The sequence below is a fragment of the Herbaspirillum sp. SJZ106 genome, assembly GCF_006715495.1.
GTDB lineage: Bacteria > Pseudomonadota > Gammaproteobacteria > Burkholderiales > Burkholderiaceae_D > Herbaspirillum.
Window position 1 is genome coordinate 284,977 of sequence record NZ_VFNI01000002.1, and the last position, 18,618, is coordinate 303,594.

Here is an 18,618-nt window from a genome sequence, read left to right on the forward strand (position 1 = left end):
ACGGTAGAGTGGCGCCTCGCCGCGAAACTACGCTGTGCTGCAACATAAAATTCCCAAAGCGAAACCTGTCATCGGACAACTTGCGTTCTGCTGTTGACGCGGGAGCGGGGCGCAAAACACTGGCGAGCGGCCCCCGGAGACAGGTAAATCCTTGAATTTCCATGGGTTTTTGCTGGTGGGCCGGGGCGAACCGGATGACATCGGGCGCTGTTCCGACAAAAACCCTGTTGCTGACAGGATTGTCAGGCTGCAGCAGGCGCGACTGCCTCGGACGGCAGAGGGTAATACGCAGCGATCGGACCCCGTCAATTTTCCTGTTGCAACAAATCGCGGCGCGCGGGGCATTTTTCATCGCATTATTTGTTGCAATGCGCAAAATCCAATCCGTCCACTATTTTCCACATCTCGCCGATAAATGGCTGAGATAACGCCGTGATCTGGCTGTAAAAGGTTTGACTAACCTGAAAACGAACCTTTATAATCGCCGGGCTTTTAAGCTGCCGTTTGCTCGTAATGAGTGCGGTGCATGCACGATATTGGATATATATGCTGCGCATCATCCTTTTGCAGCTCGTAACCACGGTCGTCGCTGCTTTGGTGGCAGGCATGCTGGGCGGATTGCCGGCGCTATGGTCCGCCTTGCTGGGCGGAATCTGCTGCGTGGTTCCCAACGCCCTGTTTGCCTTGCGACTCTACGTTAGCGCGCGTAAGCCTGGTGGTACCAACCCGATGACGTTTTTCTTCGGGGAATTTATCAAGATTGCTACGACCTTTGCGCTCATGGGCGTGATCGTTTGGTTGTACCACGGTGTCAACTGGCTCGCATTCGTGCTGAGCTTCATCGTGGTGCTTAAGAGTTATTTCATTTTACTGTTTAGACACCGACCATGACCGTAGAAGCCGCTGAGCACGCGCCAACAGCCTCCGAATATATTGTCCACCACCTCGGACATTTCTCCACGCACCACCAAACCAAGATCGTCGATTTCTCCATCCTGAACGTGGATACCATTTTCTGGTCCGTGTTCTGTGGCGTGATCGCCTGCCTGTTCATGTTCCTGGCGGCCCGCAAGGCCACCTCGGGCGTGCCGGGCCGTTTCCAGGCGTTTGTTGAAATGGTGGTCGAGATGGTCGAGGACCAGTCCAAGGCCATCGTGCACGGCAACCGCACCTTCATCGCGCCGGTCGCCCTGACCGTGTTCGTCTGGGTCGCCCTGATGAATTCGCTGGACTTCCTGCCGGTCGACCTGGCCTCGGCCATCTTCCGCATCTTCGGCATGGGTGAAATGCATCACCGCATCGTGCCGACCGCCGACCTGAACGGCACCCTGGGCATTGCCCTGGGCGTGCTGGCGCTGATGCTGTATTACAGCGTCAAGATCAAGGGCGCCGGCGGCTTCATCCACGAACTGTTCGCAGCGCCGTTCGGCATCTGGCTGGCGCCGTTCAACCTGCTGTTGAACATCATCGAATTCGCCGCCAAGACCGTGTCCCTGGGCATGCGACTGTTCGGCAACATGTACGCAGGCGAACTGTTGTTCCTGCTGATCGCATTGCTGGGATCGACCGCGACCGCTTTCGGCTTTGTCGGCCACGTGATCGCCGGTTCTATCTGGGCAATTTTCCACATCCTGATCGTGCTGCTCCAAGCATTCATCTTCATGATGTTGACACTGGTTTACCTGGGCCAGGCGCACGAAGCGCACTAACAACAAGGCTTGCAGTATCTGTTTTTGGTTTGTTTTTTGGTTTTTGATTTTTTGTATTTACTAACTTTTCTTAAGGAATTGTCATGACTGATGTCTCTTTCGTTGCTTTGGCTTGCGGTTTGATCATTGGCCTGGGCGCTATCGGCGCTTGTATCGGTATCGCGATCATGGGCGGTAAGTACCTCGAAGCATCCGCACGTCAGCCTGAACTGATGAATACCCTGCAAACCAAGATGTTCCTGCTGGCCGGCCTGATCGACGCTGCGTTCCTGATCGGTGTTGGTATCGCCATGCTGTTCGCATTCGCAAATCCGTTCATCGCCAAGTAATTCGGGCTTCCTAGCCACTCTCACCCTGCCGGACGATTGGTTCCGGCACTCGTTATTCTGAGAAGGAAATTACCGTGAACTTAAATGCAACATTGATTGCTCAGTTCGTGGTCTTCTTCATCCTCGCCGGCTTCACGATGAAATTCGTGTGGCCGCCGTTGATCAAGGCGCTCGACGAGCGCGCCAAGAAGATTGCGGACGGCCTGGCAGCCGCCGACCGCGGCAAGGCAGATCTGGCTGCCGCTGAAAAGCGCGTGCAGGCTGAATTGTCGTCGGCCCGCGATGAAGGCCAGAAGCGTATCGGCGAAGCCGAAAAGCGCGCGCAGCTGATCATCGAAGAGGCGAAGAAGACGGCCGCTGACGAAGCAGCCCGCATCATCGCCAATGCCCGTGCCGATGCCGAACAGCAAGTGAACAAGGCGCGCGAAGAACTGCGCGGCGAAGTCGCGACGCTGGCGGTCAAGGGCGCCGAGCAGATCCTCAAGCGCGAAGTCAATGCGGCGGCGCATGCCGAATTGCTGAACCAACTGAAGGCAGAGCTGTAATATGGCCGAACTCGCAACGATCGCTCGCCCTTACGCCGAAGCCCTGTTCCGTGTGGCCAAGGCCGGAAGCCTGGCAGCCTGGTCCGATCTCGTTACCGAGATGGCCCAGGTGGCAGCGCATCCCGAGCTCAAGGCACTCGCGCAAAATCCTTCCGTTTCGCATGCCAAGCTGGCTGAAGTGTTTGCCGCAGCAGTGAAGACTCCGCTTTCAGTTGAAGCGCAGAACTTCGTCAAGACCCTGGCCGACAATGGCCGTCTGACCCTGTTGCCGCAGATCGCCGAACAATTCCATGCGCTGAAAAACGCCCAGGAAGGTTCGGCCGATGCACATATCGTCAGCGCATTCGAGATGAGCGATGCGCAGGTCAAGGATGTGATCGCCACCCTGGAGAAGAAGTTCGGCCGCAAGCTGAACCCTTCTGTGGAAGTGGACAGCAGCCTGATCGGCGGCGTGCGTGTCGTGGTGGGCGACGAAGTGTTCGATACCTCCGTGCGCGCGAAACTGCAGCAGCTGCATGTTGCTCTGGCCGCGTGAATAGCCGGACCCTGGCGTAAGCGAAAGAAAAATTTTTAGGAGTTAGTATGCAACTCAACGCATCTGAAATCAGCGAGCTGATCAAGAGCCGGATCCAAGGCCTTGGCGATACCGCTGAGATTCGCAATCAGGGCACGGTGATTTCCGTGTCCGACGGTATCTGCCGTATCCATGGTCTGTCCGACGTGATGCAAGGTGAGATGCTGGAATTCCCGGGCAACACCTTCGGCCTGGCGCTGAACCTGGAGCGTGACTCGGTCGGCGCCGTTATCCTGGGCGAGTACGAGCACATTTCCGAAGGCGACACCGTCAAGTGCACCGGCCGTATCCTGGAAGTGCCTATCGGTCCGGAACTGAAGGGCCGCGTCGTCAACGCCCTGGGCCAGCCGATCGACGGCAAGGGGCCGATCAACGCCAAGCTGACCGCCCCGATCGAAAAGATCGCTCCGGGCGTGATCGCGCGCCAGTCCGTGTCGCAACCGATGCAGACCGGCCTGAAGTCGATCGACTCGATGGTGCCCGTCGGCCGCGGCCAGCGCGAGCTGATCATCGGCGACCGCCAGACCGGCAAGACCGCCGTCGCGATCGACGCCATCATCAACCAGAAGGGTCAGAACATGACCTGCATCTACGTCGCGATCGGCCAGAAGGCTTCGTCGGTCAAGAACGTGGTGCGCGCACTGGAAGCGCACGGCGCGATGGAATACACCATCGTCGTGGCAGCGACCGCCTCCGAATCGGCAGCGATGCAATACGTGTCGGCCTACTCGGGTTGCGCTATGGGCGAATACTTCCGCGACCGCGGCCAGGACGCCCTGATCGTCTATGACGACCTGTCCAAGCAAGCTGTTGCCTACCGTCAGGTTTCGCTGCTGCTGCGCCGTCCGCCGGGCCGTGAAGCTTACCCGGGCGACGTGTTCTACCTGCACAGCCGCCTGCTGGAACGCGCAGCCCGCGTGAACGCCGACTACGTCGAGAAGTTCACCAACGGCGAAGTCAAGGGCCAGACCGGCTCGCTGACCGCGCTGCCGATCATCGAAACCCAGGCCGGCGACGTGTCCGCCTTCGTTCCGACCAACGTGATCTCGATCACCGACGGCCAGATCTTCCTGGAAACCTCGCTGTTCAACGCCGGTATCCGTCCTGCGATCAATGCCGGTATTTCGGTGTCGCGCGTCGGTGGCGCAGCGCAGACCAAGGTCATCAAGGGCCTGTCCGGCGGTATCCGTACCGACCTGGCGCAGTACCGTGAACTGGCCGCGTTCGCGCAGTTCGCTTCCGATCTGGACGAAGCCACCCGCAAGCAGCTGGATCGCGGCGCGCGCGTTACCGAACTGCTCAAGCAGGCTCAGTACACGCCGCAATCGATCTCGATCATGGCCGTCACGCTGTTCGCGGTCAACAAGGGCTACATGGACGACGTCGAAGTGAAGAAGATCCTGGCATTCGAAGCCGGTCTGCACAACTTCATGAAGACCAGCCATGCCGACCTGCTGAAGAAGATCGAAGACACCAAGCAACTGGATAAGGATGCTGAAGCGGCCCTGGCAGCAGCCATCGCCGACTTCAAAAAATCCGGCGCGTACTAATTTTACTGAAGCTATAAGGAGTCTTACTCATGGCTACAGGTAAAGAGATACGTGGCAAGATCAAGAGCGTAGAGAATACGAAGAAGATCACCAAGGCGATGGAAATGGTGGCGGCATCCAAAATGCGCAAGGCGCAGGACCGGATGCACGCTGCCCGCCCATACAGCGACAAGATCCGCAATATTGCGGCCAACCTGTCGCAGGCCAATCCGGAATACACGCATCCGTTCATGGTCAAGCAGGATATCGCCAAGCGTGTTGGTTTCATCGTCGTCACGACCGACAAGGGCCTGTGCGGCGGCATGAACACCAATTCGCTGCGTCTGCTGACGACGAAGATTCGTGAACTGGAAGGCCAGGGCCTTGCCATCGAGACCGTTGCCATCGGCAACAAGGGTCTCGGTTTTCTGAATCGTATTGGCGCCCGCGTGGCCGCCAACGTAACGCAATTGGGCGATACGCCTCACCTGGAAAAGCTGATCGGCCCCGTCAAGGTGCTGCTCGACGCATACCAGGAAGGCAAGCTGGACGCGGTGTACCTGGTGTACACCAAGTTCATCAATACGATGAAGCAGGAAGCAACCCTGCAGCAATTGCTGCCGCTGACCAGCGACAAGCTCAAGGCTGATGAGGGTTCGCACTCCTGGGATTACATCTATGAGCCCGATGTGCAAAGCGTGGTGGACGAGCTGCTGGTGCGTTACGTTGAAGCACTGATTTATCAGGCTGTCGCTGAAAACATGGCGTCCGAGCAATCGGCGCGGATGGTGGCGATGAAAGCTGCAAGCGATAACGCCGGCAGTGTGATCGGAGAGCTGAAGCTGGTCTACAACAAGACCCGCCAGGCAGCGATCACCAAGGAACTGTCGGAAATCGTTGCTGGTGCGGCCGCGGTCGGCTGATAGCGGCAGACGTAACGCAGCGATGCGAATCAGATTTTAAATTTTATCTATTGAAGGAACGAAAATGGCTGATGGCAAAATCGTTCAGTGTATCGGCGCTGTGGTGGACGTAGAGTTCCCGCGCAATGCGATGCCCAAGATTTACGATGCCTTGAAATTGGAAGGTTCTGACCTGACCCTGGAAGTCCAGCAGCAGCTGGGCGACGGCGTGGTTCGTACCATTGCGCTCGGTTCGTCGGACGGTCTGCGCCGCGGCCTGACCATCACGAACACCGGCCATGGAATCACCGTGCCGGTCGGCACTGCGACCCTGGGCCGCATCATGGACGTGCTGGGCAACCCGATCGACGAATGCGGTCCGGTGAGCCATGCGCAAACCGCCGAAATCCACCGCAAGGCTCCTGCATACGACGAACTGTCGCCGTCGCAAGAGTTGCTGGAAACCGGCATCAAGGTGATTGACCTGGTGTGCCCGTTCGCCAAGGGCGGCAAGGTCGGCCTGTTCGGCGGCGCCGGCGTGGGCAAGACCGTGAACATGATGGAACTGATCAACAACATCGCCAAGGCGCACAGCGGTCTGTCCGTGTTCGCCGGTGTTGGTGAGCGTACCCGTGAAGGTAACGACTTCTATCACGAAATGGCAGAAGCCAAGGTCGTGGATCTGGAAAACCCGGCCAACTCCAAGGTGGCCATGGTGTACGGCCAGATGAACGAGCCGCCGGGCAACCGTCTGCGCGTGGCGCTGACCGGCCTGACCATCGCCGAAGGCTTCCGTGATGAAGGCAAGGACGTCCTGTTCTTCGTCGACAACATCTACCGTTACACCCTGGCCGGTACCGAAGTGTCCGCGCTGCTGGGCCGTATGCCTTCCGCCGTGGGCTACCAGCCGACGCTGGCTGAAGAAATGGGCCGCCTGCAAGAGCGCATCACCTCGACCAAGACCGGTTCGATCACCTCGATCCAGGCCGTCTACGTCCCTGCGGATGACTTGACCGACCCGTCGCCGGCAACCACCTTCGCCCACTTGGACTCGACCGTCGTTCTGTCGCGTGACATCGCTTCGCTGGGTATCTACCCTGCGGTCGATCCGCTGGACTCGACCTCGCGCCAGCTGGACCCGCAAGTGGTCGGCCAGGAACACTACGAAACAGCCCGTGCCGTTCAAGGTACCCTGCAGCGCTACAAGGAACTGCGCGACATCATCGCGATTCTGGGCATGGACGAACTGGCTCCGGAAGACAAGCTGCTGGTGGCGCGTGCTCGCAAGATGCAACGTTTCCTGTCGCAGCCTTTCCACGTTGCCGAAGTGTTCACCGGTTCGCCGGGCAAGTACGTTTCGCTCAAGGACACGATCAAGGGCTTCAAGATGATCGCCAGCGGCGAACTCGATCACCTGCCGGAACAAGCGTTCTACATGGTCGGCACGATCGAAGAAGCAATCGAAAAAGCCAAGAAGATCAACTAACAAGCTGTTGAAAAGCGTAGCGCGCGGTTCGGGCCTGGGCTCGAGGAGCACAAGCGTACGAGAGTACGCTGGGCGCCGCAGGGCTCAAGACCGGACGGCGCAGTAGTTTTGCGACAGTTTGTATTTATTGATCTTTGGCGCCGCGTCCGTGCATTGCTGATGTACGGACGCGGTCAATCGGATAGGAAACGACATGGCACATACTATTCACGTGGACGTGGTTTCGGCGGAAGAGGAAATCTTCTCCGGCGAGGCTGAATTCGTCGCGTTGCCGGGTGAAGCGGGCGAGCTGGGTATCTATCCCCGCCACACGCCGCTGATCACGCGCATCAAGCCGGGTGCCGTCCGTATCAAGGTGCCGGGCCAGGCAGCAGAGGAGTTCGTGTTCGTGGCGGGCGGCCTGCTGGAAGTGCAGCCGGATGCCGTGACCGTGCTGGCCGACACCGCGATCCGTGGCGCCGACCTGGACGAAGCCAAGGCAACCGAAGCCAAGAAGCTGGCCGAAGAAGCATTGGCCAACCGCGATTCGAAGATCGATTACGCCGCTGCGCAAGCCGAACTGGCTGCCGCAGTCGCGCAATTGGCTGCGATCCAGAAGTTGCGTCAGAAGCGCTGATTCGTCGGCATCGCCATCTCCGCAAGGGATGGCGCAAGCAAGAAGTCAAAAGGCAGCCTCGGCTGCCTTTTTTCATTGGTGCGCGCGCCGATGGATGCGCGCTGGCGCATATTGCGCTAGTCTGCCTCAATATAAACGGCGCTCTTGAGCACAGACGTACAACGCCGGAACCGAACGAGACAGGAGGACTTCATGCAGCAAACCGGGAACGTCCCGCCACTTTCATTCCATGCCGGCGGCAAGCCGGTGATTGCCGTGGTCGGCTTGTCCAATCGCCCCGTGCGGGCCAGTTACGATGTCGCGGCTTATATGCAGTCCGCGGGGTATCGGATCGTCGCGGTCAATCCCATGTACGCCGGCCAGACCATCCTGGGCGAGCATTGCCACGCCACATTGCAGGATGCGGCGTCGGCGCTGGCGAAAGAAGGGCTGGCTATTTCCATCGTCGACTGCTTCCGCAAATCGTCCGACATCCCGCCGGTGGTGGATGACGCCATCGCCATCGGCGCCGAATGCGTGTGGATGCAGCTCGACATCTTCCACGAGGAGGCCGCTGCCAAAGCGCGTGGCGCGGGATTGAAGGTGATCATGGACAAGTGCATCAAGATCGAACATCGCCAGGGAAATTACCTCGGTGTGCTGTAGCGGCGCGGTTGCAACTGACATGCCGCAGCCGGCAGGACGCAATCGGCAAGACATAATCAACAAGATGTAATCAGGACCTTCCCACAACAACCGCAGAGCCCCAGCATGCCGAAAAAAATTGCAGAGCAATTCGTCGCCGACAGCAAGGTGGAGATCAATGACGGCCACGCTTCGTCCAAACCGCTGTCATCGGGCAACAAGGAGCAGGACAAGGCCGAGATCGGCCGCCTGGCCGCCGCCATCGGCGAGCAGCAACAGATGTTCTATGCCGGCCGCCGGCACAAGCTGCTGGTGATTTTGCAGGGGATCGATACCAGCGGCAAGGACGGCACGGTCAACGACGTGTTCGCCGGCGTCAACCCGCAAGGCATCCGCATCGCCAACTTCAAGGCGCCGACATCAGTCGAGCTGGCGCATGACTATCTCTGGCGCGTGCACCAGCAGGTGCCGGCGGCGGGGGAGATCGTCGTGTTCAACCGCAGCCATTATGAAGACGTGCTGATCACACGCGTGCATGAGTGGATCGACGACAAGGAATGCAAGCGCCGCTACGCCCAGATCAACGACTTCGAGCGCTTGCTGAGCGAGACCGGCACGGTCATCCTCAAGTTCTTCCTGCATATTTCCAGGGATGAGCAGAAGGCGCGTTTGCAGTCGCGCATCGACGATCCCAACAAGCATTGGAAATTCGAGCTCCAGGACCTGGAGGAACGCAAGCGCTGGGATGCCTACCAGCAGGCCTACCAGAATGTCCTGCGCGCCACCTCCACGGAACATGCGCCCTGGTACGTGGTGCCGGCCGATTCCAAGACGCATCGCAACCTGGTGGTTGCCAATATTGTGCTGGAAACGCTGGAGGCGTTGAAGCTGAAGTTTCCGGATCCCAAGCCGGAACTGAAAAAACTCAAGGTCGACTGAGCCGCCAGTCCTGGGCCTGAAGCCGGCCGGACTGGCGATCCGCCATCACTTGAGCCACTTGTCGAATACCTGCTGGTACTCGCCGGTAGTCTTGGCCAGGTGCAGCCAGGCATCCACATATTCCTTGAAGGCGATATCGCCGCGCGGCAGCATATAGGCCTTCTCGGCGAACTGCAGCGGCTGCTGGGGGTTGACCGGGCACAGTTCCGGATGCAGCTTGGACTGCCACATGGTCTCGCTGGCATCGGTCACCATCACGTCGGCTTTGCCGTCGACGATCTGCTGGAAGATGGTCACGTTGTCGGGGTGCAGCGCCAGCGTGGCGCGTTTGTAGCGCGCACGCGCGAAGCGTTCGTTGGTGCCGCCGGGGTTGACGATGGCGCGCGTGCCCGGCTGGTCGATCAGGTCGAAATTGAGGAACTTGTCCTTGTCGGCGCAACGCACCACCGGCGCCTTGCCATCGACCATGGTCGGCGCCGAGAACGCCGCCTTCTTCTGGCGTTCCAGCGTAATCGAGACCCCGCCCATGGCAATGTCGCACTGGGCGATGAAGTCATTCATCAGGTTGCTCCAGGTGGTCTTCACGAACTGCGCTTCCACCCCCAGCGACTTGGCCAGCGATGTGGCCAGTTCCACATCCATGCCTTCGAACGTCTGGTCGGGGCGGTAGAAGGTGAACGGCTTGTAGTCGCCGGTCATGCAGACGCGCAGCTTGCCGGATTTGAGCACCTGATCCAGGCGCGATGCGTTGGCGTCGCCGTCGGCGGCAAGCGCCGGGCGGCTTGACAGCGAAACGAGGGCGAGGACGGCCAGCAAGGCGGCGCCGAGAAATTTTTTCATGTTGTCTCCTGATCGGTTTTGGCAATGCGGCGCCCGATTCTTGAGTGATGGCGTGCCGCCTGTTTGTCTTTTTGTTGCCCGCCGATCATAACAAAAATGCTTGCGCTTTCGCAGGATGATGCGCTTTGTCGCGGCTTGCCGGCGCGTAGCGCAATCCCGCGAGGAAATGACGGGTTCGCTGCCATCCAGGTCGATATCGGCGCCGGCCGATACCGATAATTAGCCGGGCTTTGCCGGTTTGGATGAGATAATGGAGGTTTGCCGTTCGCTATTGTCCAGGTCGACCATGTCCCGATTCGCACCGCTGAAAAACGATACTTTCCTGCGCGCCTTGCTGCGCCAGCCGACAGATTACACGCCGCTGTGGCTGATGCGCCAGGCCGGTCGCTATCTTCCTGAATACCGCGCCACGCGCGCGCGCGCCGGCTCCTTCATGGGCCTGGCGGCCAACCCCGACTACGCCACCGAAGTCACGCTGCAGCCCCTGGCACGTTATCCGCTGGATGCCGCCATCCTGTTCTCGGACATCCTCACCGTGCCGGATGCGATGGGCCTGGGGCTGTATTTCGCCGAAGGCGAGGGTCCCAAGTTCGAGCGCCCATTGCGCGACGAAGCGGCGGTCAAGGCGCTGCAAGCGCCCGACCTTGCCAAACTTGACTACGTATTCAACGCCGTGACGCAGATCCGCCGCGAGCTCGATGGCCGGGTGCCGCTGATCGGTTTTTCCGGCAGCCCCTGGACGCTGGCCTGCTACATGGTCGAAGGCGGCGGCTCGGACGACTTCCGCCTGGTCAAGAGCATGCTCTACGGCCGGCCGGACCTGATGCACCACATCCTCAGGACCAACGCCGCCGCGGTGGCGGCTTACCTGAATGCGCAGATCGACGCCGGCGCGCAAGCGGTGATGATCTTCGATACCTGGGGCGGCGCCCTGGCCGATGGCATCTACCAGCAATTCTCGCTGGCCTACATGGCCGACGTGGTGCGCCAGTTGAAGCGGGAGCAGGACGGCGTGCGCATCCCCGTGATCGTGTTCACCAAGGGCGGCGGCCTGTGGCTGGAGCAGATCGCCGCCATCGGCGCCGACGCCGTCGGCCTGGACTGGACGGTCAACCTGGGCGAGGCCCGCCGTCGCGTCGGCGACAAGGTGGCGCTGCAGGGCAATCTCGACCCCAACGTGCTGTTCGCCGGCGACGACGCCATCCGCGCCGAGGTGCGCAAGCTGCTGGAATCCTTCGGCAAGCCATCGGCGGGTAACGGCCATGTCTTCAACCTGGGGCACGGCATTTCCCAGCATACCCCGCCCGAGGCGGTGAGCACGCTGGCTGCCGCAGTCCATGAGATCAGCCGCAGCATGAGGTCTTGAGGTCGCTGTACGCCTGTGCGCCGGCCACCGGCCACGGTTCGTAGTGTGTGGCAGCGTGAACCGGCACGGTGCAAGCATGCATCCTTGATAAGTCATTTTTTGACTTATGCACATTTTTGGCTTGTTTCTAATTAAGAATCAATAATATCGACATGCGAAATTCCTCGCTGGAAGCGTTTTCTCAAGTCATTGATTTTATTGATGTTATTTTCTGCTTCGCTTTTGGGCAATCTATCGGGAGGCCCAGCCTTGGCGGGCTTGCAGGTTGTCAAGAGGTACTTTTCAACAAAGTTACCCACAGGATTTGTGCATAACCCTAAAAGCGCTTATTAAACCGCCATTTACGCGCGCTTTTCACGTTTTACTTTAAATGCGCGTCGTCATTCTTGCTGGGTGGATATGAAAAATTCCCCCGCATTGTCGATGGCGGACCCTTGACAAATGGCTGCGAGGGACTAGTGGCTTCCGGACTTATGCACATGGAAGAGGTTGGAACGGCGGCTGAAAAAATTTTAGAAAATAAATTTTCCGTTCATTAAGTAAAAATACAAGTATTTGATTTTATTGAATATTTTTTTTGCTTTTGATTTGGGCAATTTATTGAAAGCCGCCTCCAGTCTGGCGGAAAGCATGTCAAGAGCGACTTGTCCCCAAAGTTATCCACAGGATTTGTGGATAGCTTAAAAAGTACAGTTGAAACCTATAGTTAGCCCGGTTTTTCAGGAATTACATTAAGTTCGTGGAACAGTGCATCCTCCAAGTCGCGCTCGATACCCCCTTGCATACCGTCTTCGATTATTGTTGGCGCGGGCAGGAGGATGAGACGATCCCCGCCATCGGCCAACTGGTCGTGGTGCCATTCGGGCGGCGCGAAGCGGTCGGCGTGGTGGTCGGCCATGCGGCCCGGACCGAACTGAGCGCAGACAAGATCAAGGACGTGCTTGCCGTACGCAGCCAGTTGCCGCCGTTGTCCGCGCATTGGCTGGCGCTGTGCGGCTTTGCTGCCGACTATTACCAGCGACCGCTGGGCGAAGTGATGTTGCCGGGCCTGCCCAAGAACCTGCGCGCGCTGACCACGGTGGCGCTGGACAAGGCGCTCAAGGCGCTGGGCAAGATCGCCGCGCCGCCCAAGAAGCGCAAGGCAAAGGCCAAGGACGCCGAGAGCGAACCGGCTGCCGAGCCGGCGCCGCCCGCCGATCCCATGCAGTTCGGCGCCGCGCCGCCGCTCAATGCCGCGCAACAACAGGCCGTCGACGTCATCGCCCAGGCGGAGGGTTTCGCGCCGCTGCTGCTGTACGGGGTCACCGGCAGCGGCAAGACCGAAGTCTATCTGCAGGCCGCCGCCGCCATCCTGAAACGCGCGGCCGATGCCACGGCTGCCGCGGAGCCGCCTGCCGCGCCGGCGGAAGCGCCCGCGCAGATCCTGGTGCTGGTGCCGGAAATCAACCTCACCCCCCAACTGGAAGGCAATATCCGCGCGCGCTTCCCCCATCTGAACGTGGTGGCGCTGCACAGCGGGCTGGCCGAGGGCGAGCGTACCCGCAACTGGCTGGCGGCCCACCTGGGGCAGGCGCACATCGTGCTGGGCACGCGCCTGGCCATCCTGTCCTCATTGCCGCACCTCAAACTCATCGTCATCGACGAAGAGCACGACCCGTCCTATAAGCAGCAGGAAGGCCTGCGCTATTCCGCGCGCGACCTGGCGGTATGGCGCGCGCACCAGCTGGGTATCCCGGTGGTGCTGGGTTCGGCCACGCCATCGCTGGAAACCTGGCAGCACGCCCAGGCCGGCCGCTACCGCCGCCTGGAACTGCGCCAGCGCGCCGCCCAGCAGGCGGTGCTGCCCACCGTCAAGGTGGTCGACATGGAGCGCGACAAGCCGCAGGACGGGCTGACCTCCACCCTCATCGGCGCCATCCGCAAGCGGCTGGAAAACGGCGAGCAGTCGCTGCTGTTCCTCAACCGGCGCGGCTATGCGCCGGTGCTGGCGTGCGACGCCTGCGGCTGGATCAGCAATTGCATGCGCTGCGACGCCTTCATGGTGGTGCACCGGCCCGAGCGCCGCCTGCGCTGCCACCATTGCAGCCTGGAGCTGCACATCCCAAAGTCCTGCCCGACCTGCGGCAATATCGACCTGCAGCCGCTGGGGCGTGGCACCCAGCGCGTGGAGGAGGGCTTGCATGCGATCTTCCCGGAAGCGCGGGTGCTGCGCATCGACGCCGATTCAACGCGCCTGAAGGGTTCCGCCCAGGTCGCCTTCGACAGCGTGCACCGCGGCGAGGTCGACATCCTGATCGGCACCCAGATGGTGGCCAAGGGGCACGACTTCAAAAAGCTGACCCTGGTGGGCGTGATGAACCCCGACACCGCGCTGTTCTCGCACGACTACCGCGCCAGCGAACGTCTGTTCGCGCAACTGATACAGGTGGCCGGCCGTGCCGGCCGCGCCGGGTTGTCGGCCGACGGCAGTTCGGGCGAGGTACTGATCCAGACCCGTTATCCGCACCATCCGCTGTACCAGGCGGTGATGCGCCACGACTACGACGGCTTCGCCGGCACGCTGCTGGAAGAGCGCCAGCAAGCCTGTTTCCCGCCCTTCATGTACCAGGCGCTGCTGCGCGCCGAAGCGCGCGAGCTGGCGCAGGCCGTGGGTTTCCTGCAAGAGGCGGCGGCCATGCTGACCGCGCCCGCCATCACCATCAATGCCCCCATCCCGATGACGATGATGCGCGTGGCCAACGTCGAGCGCGCGCAATTGCTGGTGGAATGCCCTTCGCGTCCCGCCTTGCAGGCTTTCCTGAGGGAATGGCTGGCCGAACTCAGGCTGGTGAAGACGCGGGTGCGCTGGTCGCTGGAGGTCGATCCGGTCGACATCTGAGCACCTGTATCTGAGCACCTGTTCCAGGCTGCCGCCGCACATCAGGCCGCACATCAGGCCACACTTACGCCGCACTTCACACCGCTGCCAGTGCGCTTGCCCGTCGGCGCCATGCATTTCGTCGCAAGGCGCTGTGCCGGCGTTGCAGCGGCCGCTAAGCTTGCTCCCGTCACTCATCCATTGCACAGGAGCATTCCATGATCGCCGGCATCGTCACGCACACTCCTTTATGGGTCTGGCCCTTGCTGGCCTTCCTGCTGTATCGCGGCTGGCAAGCAAGCCGCGACCAGGAAACCCCGCTGGTCAAGGCGCTGGCGATGCCGGTGGTGATGCTCGGCTTGTCGTTGTCGGGCTTGCTGCTCAGTTTCAGCGCCCATCCGGCCAACGCCCTGCCGGGTGCCGTCGCCATGCTGGCCGCTGGGTTTCTCAGTTTCCATAGTCGCGCTGCCGCCGCCATCGGCGTCGATGCCGCGCGCCGCCGGATCGCCCAGCGCGGCAGTTGGCAGCCATTGTTGCTGACGCTGGGAATTTTCACCGTCAAATACAGCGCCGCGGTCATGCTGGCCTTGCATCCGCAACTGGCGTCCATGGCCTGGTTCACCCTGCCGCAGGCCGCGCTGTATGGCGCCTTCTCCGGCATCTTCGCCGGCCGGTTGTTGCGAATCGTGCATCTTTATCGCCGCGCGCTGGCCGGTCACGCCCAGGCGGACCCGGCGCTGGGCTGAGGGCGGCCGCAAAAAGCTGGAATGGCGGCGCCCCCGGGCGCAAAGCGGGTCGGCAAGCCGGTATAATCTCGGCTGCTCAACTAATTTCAAGCGATTCCTCCCGGCGCGGGTGTTCCGATGCGTCGCGGCCGCTTCCGCTTTACCTGCCATTCCCATGCTCGCACAACAGAAACAAAGCATTGCCGACCTGTTTTCATCCGCGTTGAAGCCGCTCGTCGCCGGCACCGACCTGCAACCCAGCATCACGCTGGAGCGCCCGCGCGATCCGTCGCATGGCGACATCGCCTGCAACATCGCCATGCAACTGGCCAAGCCGCTGAAGAAGAACCCGCGCGAACTGGCGCAAGCCATCGTGGACGCCGTGCTGGCCGATCCGGCGCGCGACGGCCTGGTGGAGTCGGCGGAAATCGCCGGTCCCGGCTTCATCAACCTGCGCGTGGCGGCTGCCGCCAGGCAGGCGGTGGTAAAGGCGATCTTCGAACAGGGCGCCGACTTCGGCAAGAGCCGGGCCGGCGAAGGCAGGAAGGTGCTGGTCGAGTTCGTCTCCGCCAACCCCACTGGTCCGCTGCACGTAGGCCACGGCCGCCAGGGCGCGCTCGGCGATGCGCTGTCGTCGTTGCTGGAAGCGCAGGGCTACGACGTGCTGCGCGAGTTCTACTACAACGACGCCGGCGTGCAGATCGCCACGCTGGCCACTTCCGTGCAGGCGCGCGCGCGCGGCGTCAAGCCGGGCGACGCCGGCTGGCCGGAGTCGGCCTACAACGGCGACTACATCGCCGACATCGCGCGCGACTTCCTCGACCAGAAGACCGTCTCTGCCAGCGATGGCGAACCGGTCACCGCCAGCGGCGATGTCGAGGACATCGAATCGATCCGCCGTTTCGCCGTGGCCTACCTGCGCCATGAGCAGGATCTCGACCTGCAGGCCTTCGGCGTGAAGTTCGACAATTACTATCTCGAGTCCTCGCTGTACGCCGACGGCAAGGTGGCCGCCGCGGTCGAGGCGCTGGTCAAGGCCGGCAAGACCTACGAGCAGGACGGCGCGCTGTGGCTGCGCACCACCGACTATGGCGACGACAAGGATCGCGTCATGAAGAAGACCGACGGCACCTACACCTACTTCGTGCCCGACGTCGCCTATCACATCAACAAATGGCAGCGCGGCTACGGCAAGGTCATCAACGTCCAGGGCAGCGACCACCACGGCACCATCGCGCGCGTGCGCGCCGGCCTGCAGGCCGCCGGCGTGGGCATCCCGCAGGGCTACCCCGACTACGTGCTGCACAAGATGGTCACCGTCATGCGCAACGGCGAAGAGGTCAAGATCTCCAAGCGCGCCGGTTCCTACGTCACGCTGCGCGACCTGATCGAATGGTCGGCCGGGGAGGCCATCGAAGGCGAAGCCCGCGACCTGACCCGCGGCCGCGATGCGGTGCGCTTCTTCCTGATCTCGCGCAAGGCCGACACCGAGTTCGTGTTCGACGTCGACCTGGCGCTGGCGCAGTCCGACGAAAACCCGGTCTATTACGTGCAGTACGCCCACGCGCGCATCTGCACGGTGCTGGGCAAGTGGGGCGGCGACGAGGAGGAACTCAAGGCCGTGGCCGACTTGTCGCCGCTGACCGCGCCGCGGGAAGCTGCGCTGCTGGCCAAGCTGGCCGAGTATCCGGAAATGCTGGCGCATGCGCTGGCCGAGCTCGGGCCGCACCAGGTGGCTTTCTATTTGCGCGATCTGGCAGGCGAACTGCATAGCTACTACAATGCGGAACGCGTCCTGGTCGACGATGTCCCAACCAGGCTCGCACGCCTGGCGCTGATGGCCGCCACCCGCCAGGTGCTGCGCAATGGCCTGGCGCTCTTGGGCGTATCGGCGCCGGCCAGAATGTAAATTGCTAACCAAGCCGCTAGGGCCTGTTAACAATTAATTTGCGAGATGCAACCCTCCGGGAGCAGCCAGCAAGCGTCGCCTGCCGTTGTTGTGGCTCCTTGCCGTAGCACCACTACGACGCGTCGCCACGCCTAGGCAGACAACGCTTGCTGGACACTCGCACTCGTAAATTAATGTTAACAGGCCCTAAGCTAATCAAGACAAGAGAAACGTGAAACAGTTGAACGCGAAACATCACAAACAGGCCGGCGGCACGCTGTTGGGCCTGATCCTGGGGTTGATCGTCGGGCTGGGCATCGCCGTCGGCGTGGCGCTGATGATCACCAAGTCGCCGATTCCCTTCGTCAACAAGGTGGTCCGTCCCGAGCGCGCCGATCCGACCCCGGCCCAGGCGGCCGACCCCAATCGTCCGTTGTACGGCAACCGCGACAGCAACCCGCCGCAATCGCAGACGCCGGTTCCGCCCAACACGGCCGCGGCGCAGCCAGTTGTCCCGGCGCCGGTCGCGCCAGCCAAGCCGGCTGAAACGAAGACCGCCGACGCCAAGCCTGCCTCCCAGGCGCCAGCCAAGGGCGATGCCGCCGACGACAAGTGGACTTACTTCCTGCAGACCGGCGCCTTCCGCGACCAGGCTGATGCGGAAAGCGCCCGCGCCAAGCTGGCCCTGCTCGGTTTCGAAGCCAAGGTCACCGAGCGTACCGCCGACAGCGGCGTACTGTACCGCGTGCGCATCGGCCCCTTCGAACAGGCCGAAACGATGAACCGGACGCGCAGCAAATTGTCCGATAACGGGGTCGATGCGGCGATCGTCCGCATTCCCAGGTAATTTAGTACAGGTTCTCAGACAAGAATCCGATTCGTCCCGGCAACAGGGGATAGCTGGCGGGGGAGCCGGATTCGGGGGCCGTGTCATCGGCCCTTTCCGAATATCCATCAGAGAAGGGTAATTTCATGCGTTTTTATCAACAGCTGCTGGCGGCAGTCAGCTTTGGCGTGCTGGCCCTGTCGGCCAGCGTGAATGCCGGCGCTTCGCCGGCCAATCCGCAAGCGGGCGCCGATTATCGCGTGCTGGACCAGGCCCAGCCCACCGACTCGGGCAACAAGGTGGAAGTCACCGAGTTCTTCTGGTTCGACTGCCCGCATTGCGCGGCCTGGGATCCGTCGCTGACGGCCTGGGTCAAGAAGCAGGGCGACAAGATCAACTTCAAGAAGGTGCCGGTGGCTTTCCGCGACAGCTTCGTGCCGCAGCAAAAGCTGTACTACGCGCTGGAAGCGATGGGTAAGGCGGAAGAACTGACGCCGAAGATTTTCCATGCGATCCATGTTGAAGGGCAGCGCATCAATACCGACAAGACCATCCTGGCCTATATCGAGAAGGTGGGCCTGGACAAGCAGAAATTCCTCGACCTGTACAACTCCTTCGGTGTGCAGACCAAGGCGCGCCGGGCGGCCCAGCTGCAGGAAGCCTACAAGGTCGATGGTGTGCCGATGATCGCCATCGAGGGCCGTTACGTCACTTCGCCGGCGCTGGTCGGCGTGGCGCTGGCCAACCAGCCGGAGTCGATGCAGCAGGCCGCAGCGCTGCAGGTGATGGACCATCTGGTTGCCAAGGCCGCGGCCGAAAAGGCGGCAGGCGCAGCAAAGAAGAAGTAAGCGCCTTGATTCGCC

At 61.3% G+C, this 18,618-nt stretch carries 18 protein-coding genes; 17 read left to right on the forward strand and 1 reads right to left on the reverse strand.

The window, feature by feature from the left end; all coding sequences use genetic code 11:
* Positions 1-546 precede the first annotated feature (546 nt).
* From FB598_RS06515 to FB598_RS06565, 11 genes are all read left to right on the forward strand, one after another.
* Complete coding sequence (locus FB598_RS06515; protein ID WP_141913942.1) at positions 547-891, forward strand: ATP synthase subunit I; 345 nt, start codon at positions 547-549, stop codon at positions 889-891.
* On the forward strand, positions 888-1,709 hold the full coding sequence (atpB, locus tag FB598_RS06520; protein WP_141913941.1) for a F0F1 ATP synthase subunit A: 822 nt from the start codon (positions 888-890) through the stop codon (positions 1,707-1,709). Before FB598_RS06515 ends, atpB begins: the two co-directional genes overlap by 4 nt.
* An 83-nt stretch (positions 1,710-1,792) precedes the next feature.
* Entirely contained in the window at positions 1,793-2,038 is a 246-nt protein-coding gene (gene atpE / locus FB598_RS06525; RefSeq protein ID WP_006461334.1) for a F0F1 ATP synthase subunit C, read from the forward strand.
* Positions 2,039-2,112: 74 nt separating this feature from the next.
* A complete protein-coding gene (locus FB598_RS06530; RefSeq protein ID WP_141913940.1) occupies positions 2,113-2,583 on the forward strand; it encodes a F0F1 ATP synthase subunit B in 471 nt (156 codons plus the stop codon).
* Between the two features lies 1 nt (position 2,584).
* A complete protein-coding gene (locus FB598_RS06535) occupies positions 2,585-3,118 on the forward strand; it encodes a F0F1 ATP synthase subunit delta (RefSeq protein ID WP_141913939.1) in 534 nt (177 codons plus the stop codon).
* Positions 3,119-3,165: 47 nt separating this feature from the next.
* Entirely contained in the window at positions 3,166-4,707 is a 1,542-nt protein-coding gene (gene atpA, locus FB598_RS06540; protein ID WP_141913938.1) for a F0F1 ATP synthase subunit alpha, read from the forward strand.
* 29 nt (positions 4,708-4,736) lie between these two features.
* Positions 4,737-5,609: a F0F1 ATP synthase subunit gamma gene (gene atpG / locus FB598_RS06545; RefSeq protein WP_141913937.1), complete on the forward strand. Its 873-nt coding sequence runs from the start codon at positions 4,737-4,739 to the stop codon at positions 5,607-5,609.
* Between the two features lie 64 nt (positions 5,610-5,673).
* Positions 5,674-7,074, forward strand: a complete 1,401-nt coding sequence (gene atpD / locus FB598_RS06550) for a F0F1 ATP synthase subunit beta (RefSeq protein WP_141913936.1) — start codon at positions 5,674-5,676, stop codon at positions 7,072-7,074.
* A 193-nt stretch (positions 7,075-7,267) separates the two neighbouring features.
* Entirely contained in the window at positions 7,268-7,690 is a 423-nt protein-coding gene (locus FB598_RS06555) for a F0F1 ATP synthase subunit epsilon (RefSeq protein ID WP_141913935.1), read from the forward strand.
* A gap of 192 nt (positions 7,691-7,882) precedes the next feature.
* The gene (locus FB598_RS06560) at positions 7,883-8,335 is read left to right on the forward strand and encodes a CoA-binding protein (protein WP_141913934.1); all 453 of its coding nucleotides are present in this window, start codon (positions 7,883-7,885) and stop codon (positions 8,333-8,335) included.
* A gap of 105 nt (positions 8,336-8,440) precedes the next feature.
* Positions 8,441-9,253, forward strand: a complete 813-nt coding sequence (locus FB598_RS06565) for a polyphosphate kinase 2 family protein (protein WP_141913933.1) — start codon at positions 8,441-8,443, stop codon at positions 9,251-9,253.
* Positions 9,254-9,298: 45 nt separating this feature from the next.
* Here the strand turns inward: FB598_RS06565 and FB598_RS06570 are convergent, their stop codons facing one another.
* The gene (locus tag FB598_RS06570; protein ID WP_141913932.1) at positions 9,299-10,093 is read right to left on the reverse strand and encodes a transporter substrate-binding domain-containing protein; all 795 of its coding nucleotides are present in this window, start codon (positions 10,091-10,093) and stop codon (positions 9,299-9,301) included.
* A gap of 286 nt (positions 10,094-10,379) precedes the next feature.
* Between FB598_RS06570 and hemE the strand changes: the two genes are divergently transcribed.
* The 6 genes from hemE (at position 10,380) to FB598_RS06600 (ending at position 18,603) form a co-directional block, all read left to right on the forward strand.
* Positions 10,380-11,459: a uroporphyrinogen decarboxylase gene (gene hemE, locus FB598_RS06575; RefSeq protein ID WP_141913931.1), complete on the forward strand. Its 1,080-nt coding sequence runs from the start codon at positions 10,380-10,382 to the stop codon at positions 11,457-11,459.
* A gap of 739 nt (positions 11,460-12,198) precedes the next feature.
* The gene (locus tag FB598_RS06580; protein WP_141913930.1) at positions 12,199-14,337 is read left to right on the forward strand and encodes a primosomal protein N'; all 2,139 of its coding nucleotides are present in this window, start codon (positions 12,199-12,201) and stop codon (positions 14,335-14,337) included.
* A 179-nt stretch (positions 14,338-14,516) separates the two neighbouring features.
* On the forward strand, positions 14,517-15,062 hold the full coding sequence (locus FB598_RS06585; RefSeq protein ID WP_370454658.1) for a DUF6622 family protein: 546 nt from the start codon (positions 14,517-14,519) through the stop codon (positions 15,060-15,062).
* 154 nt (positions 15,063-15,216) lie between these two features.
* Complete coding sequence (gene argS, locus FB598_RS06590; protein WP_141913928.1) at positions 15,217-16,950, forward strand: arginine--tRNA ligase; 1,734 nt, start codon at positions 15,217-15,219, stop codon at positions 16,948-16,950.
* Positions 16,951-17,161: 211 nt separating this feature from the next.
* A complete protein-coding gene (locus tag FB598_RS06595; RefSeq protein WP_141913927.1) occupies positions 17,162-17,776 on the forward strand; it encodes an SPOR domain-containing protein in 615 nt (204 codons plus the stop codon).
* Positions 17,777-17,901: 125 nt separating this feature from the next.
* A complete protein-coding gene (locus FB598_RS06600; RefSeq protein ID WP_141913926.1) occupies positions 17,902-18,603 on the forward strand; it encodes a thiol:disulfide interchange protein DsbA/DsbL in 702 nt (233 codons plus the stop codon).
* Positions 18,604-18,618 lie beyond the last annotated feature (15 nt).

Excerpts from the sequence above, each read along its gene's own strand:
- FB598_RS06515 (WP_141913942.1), top strand. The coding sequence starts at position 547 with ATGCTGCGCATCATCCTTTTGCAGCTCGTAACCACGGTCGTCGCTGCT.
- atpB (WP_141913941.1), top strand. The coding sequence starts at position 888 with ATGACCGTAGAAGCCGCTGAGCACGCGCCAACAGCCTCCGAATATATT.
- atpE (WP_006461334.1), top strand. The coding sequence starts at position 1,793 with ATGACTGATGTCTCTTTCGTTGCTTTGGCTTGCGGTTTGATCATTGGC.
- FB598_RS06535 (WP_141913939.1), top strand. The coding sequence starts at position 2,585 with ATGGCCGAACTCGCAACGATCGCTCGCCCTTACGCCGAAGCCCTGTTC.
- atpA (WP_141913938.1), top strand. The coding sequence starts at position 3,166 with ATGCAACTCAACGCATCTGAAATCAGCGAGCTGATCAAGAGCCGGATC.
- atpG (WP_141913937.1), top strand. The coding sequence starts at position 4,737 with ATGGCTACAGGTAAAGAGATACGTGGCAAGATCAAGAGCGTAGAGAAT.
- atpD (WP_141913936.1), top strand. The coding sequence starts at position 5,674 with ATGGCTGATGGCAAAATCGTTCAGTGTATCGGCGCTGTGGTGGACGTA.
- FB598_RS06555 (WP_141913935.1), top strand. The coding sequence starts at position 7,268 with ATGGCACATACTATTCACGTGGACGTGGTTTCGGCGGAAGAGGAAATC.
- FB598_RS06560 (WP_141913934.1), top strand. The coding sequence starts at position 7,883 with ATGCAGCAAACCGGGAACGTCCCGCCACTTTCATTCCATGCCGGCGGC.
- FB598_RS06565 (WP_141913933.1), top strand. The coding sequence starts at position 8,441 with ATGCCGAAAAAAATTGCAGAGCAATTCGTCGCCGACAGCAAGGTGGAG.
- FB598_RS06570 (WP_141913932.1), bottom strand. The coding sequence starts at position 10,093 with ATGAAAAAATTTCTCGGCGCCGCCTTGCTGGCCGTCCTCGCCCTCGTT.
- hemE (WP_141913931.1), top strand. The coding sequence starts at position 10,380 with ATGTCCCGATTCGCACCGCTGAAAAACGATACTTTCCTGCGCGCCTTG.
- argS (WP_141913928.1), top strand. The coding sequence starts at position 15,217 with ATGCTCGCACAACAGAAACAAAGCATTGCCGACCTGTTTTCATCCGCG.
- FB598_RS06600 (WP_141913926.1), top strand. The coding sequence starts at position 17,902 with ATGCGTTTTTATCAACAGCTGCTGGCGGCAGTCAGCTTTGGCGTGCTG.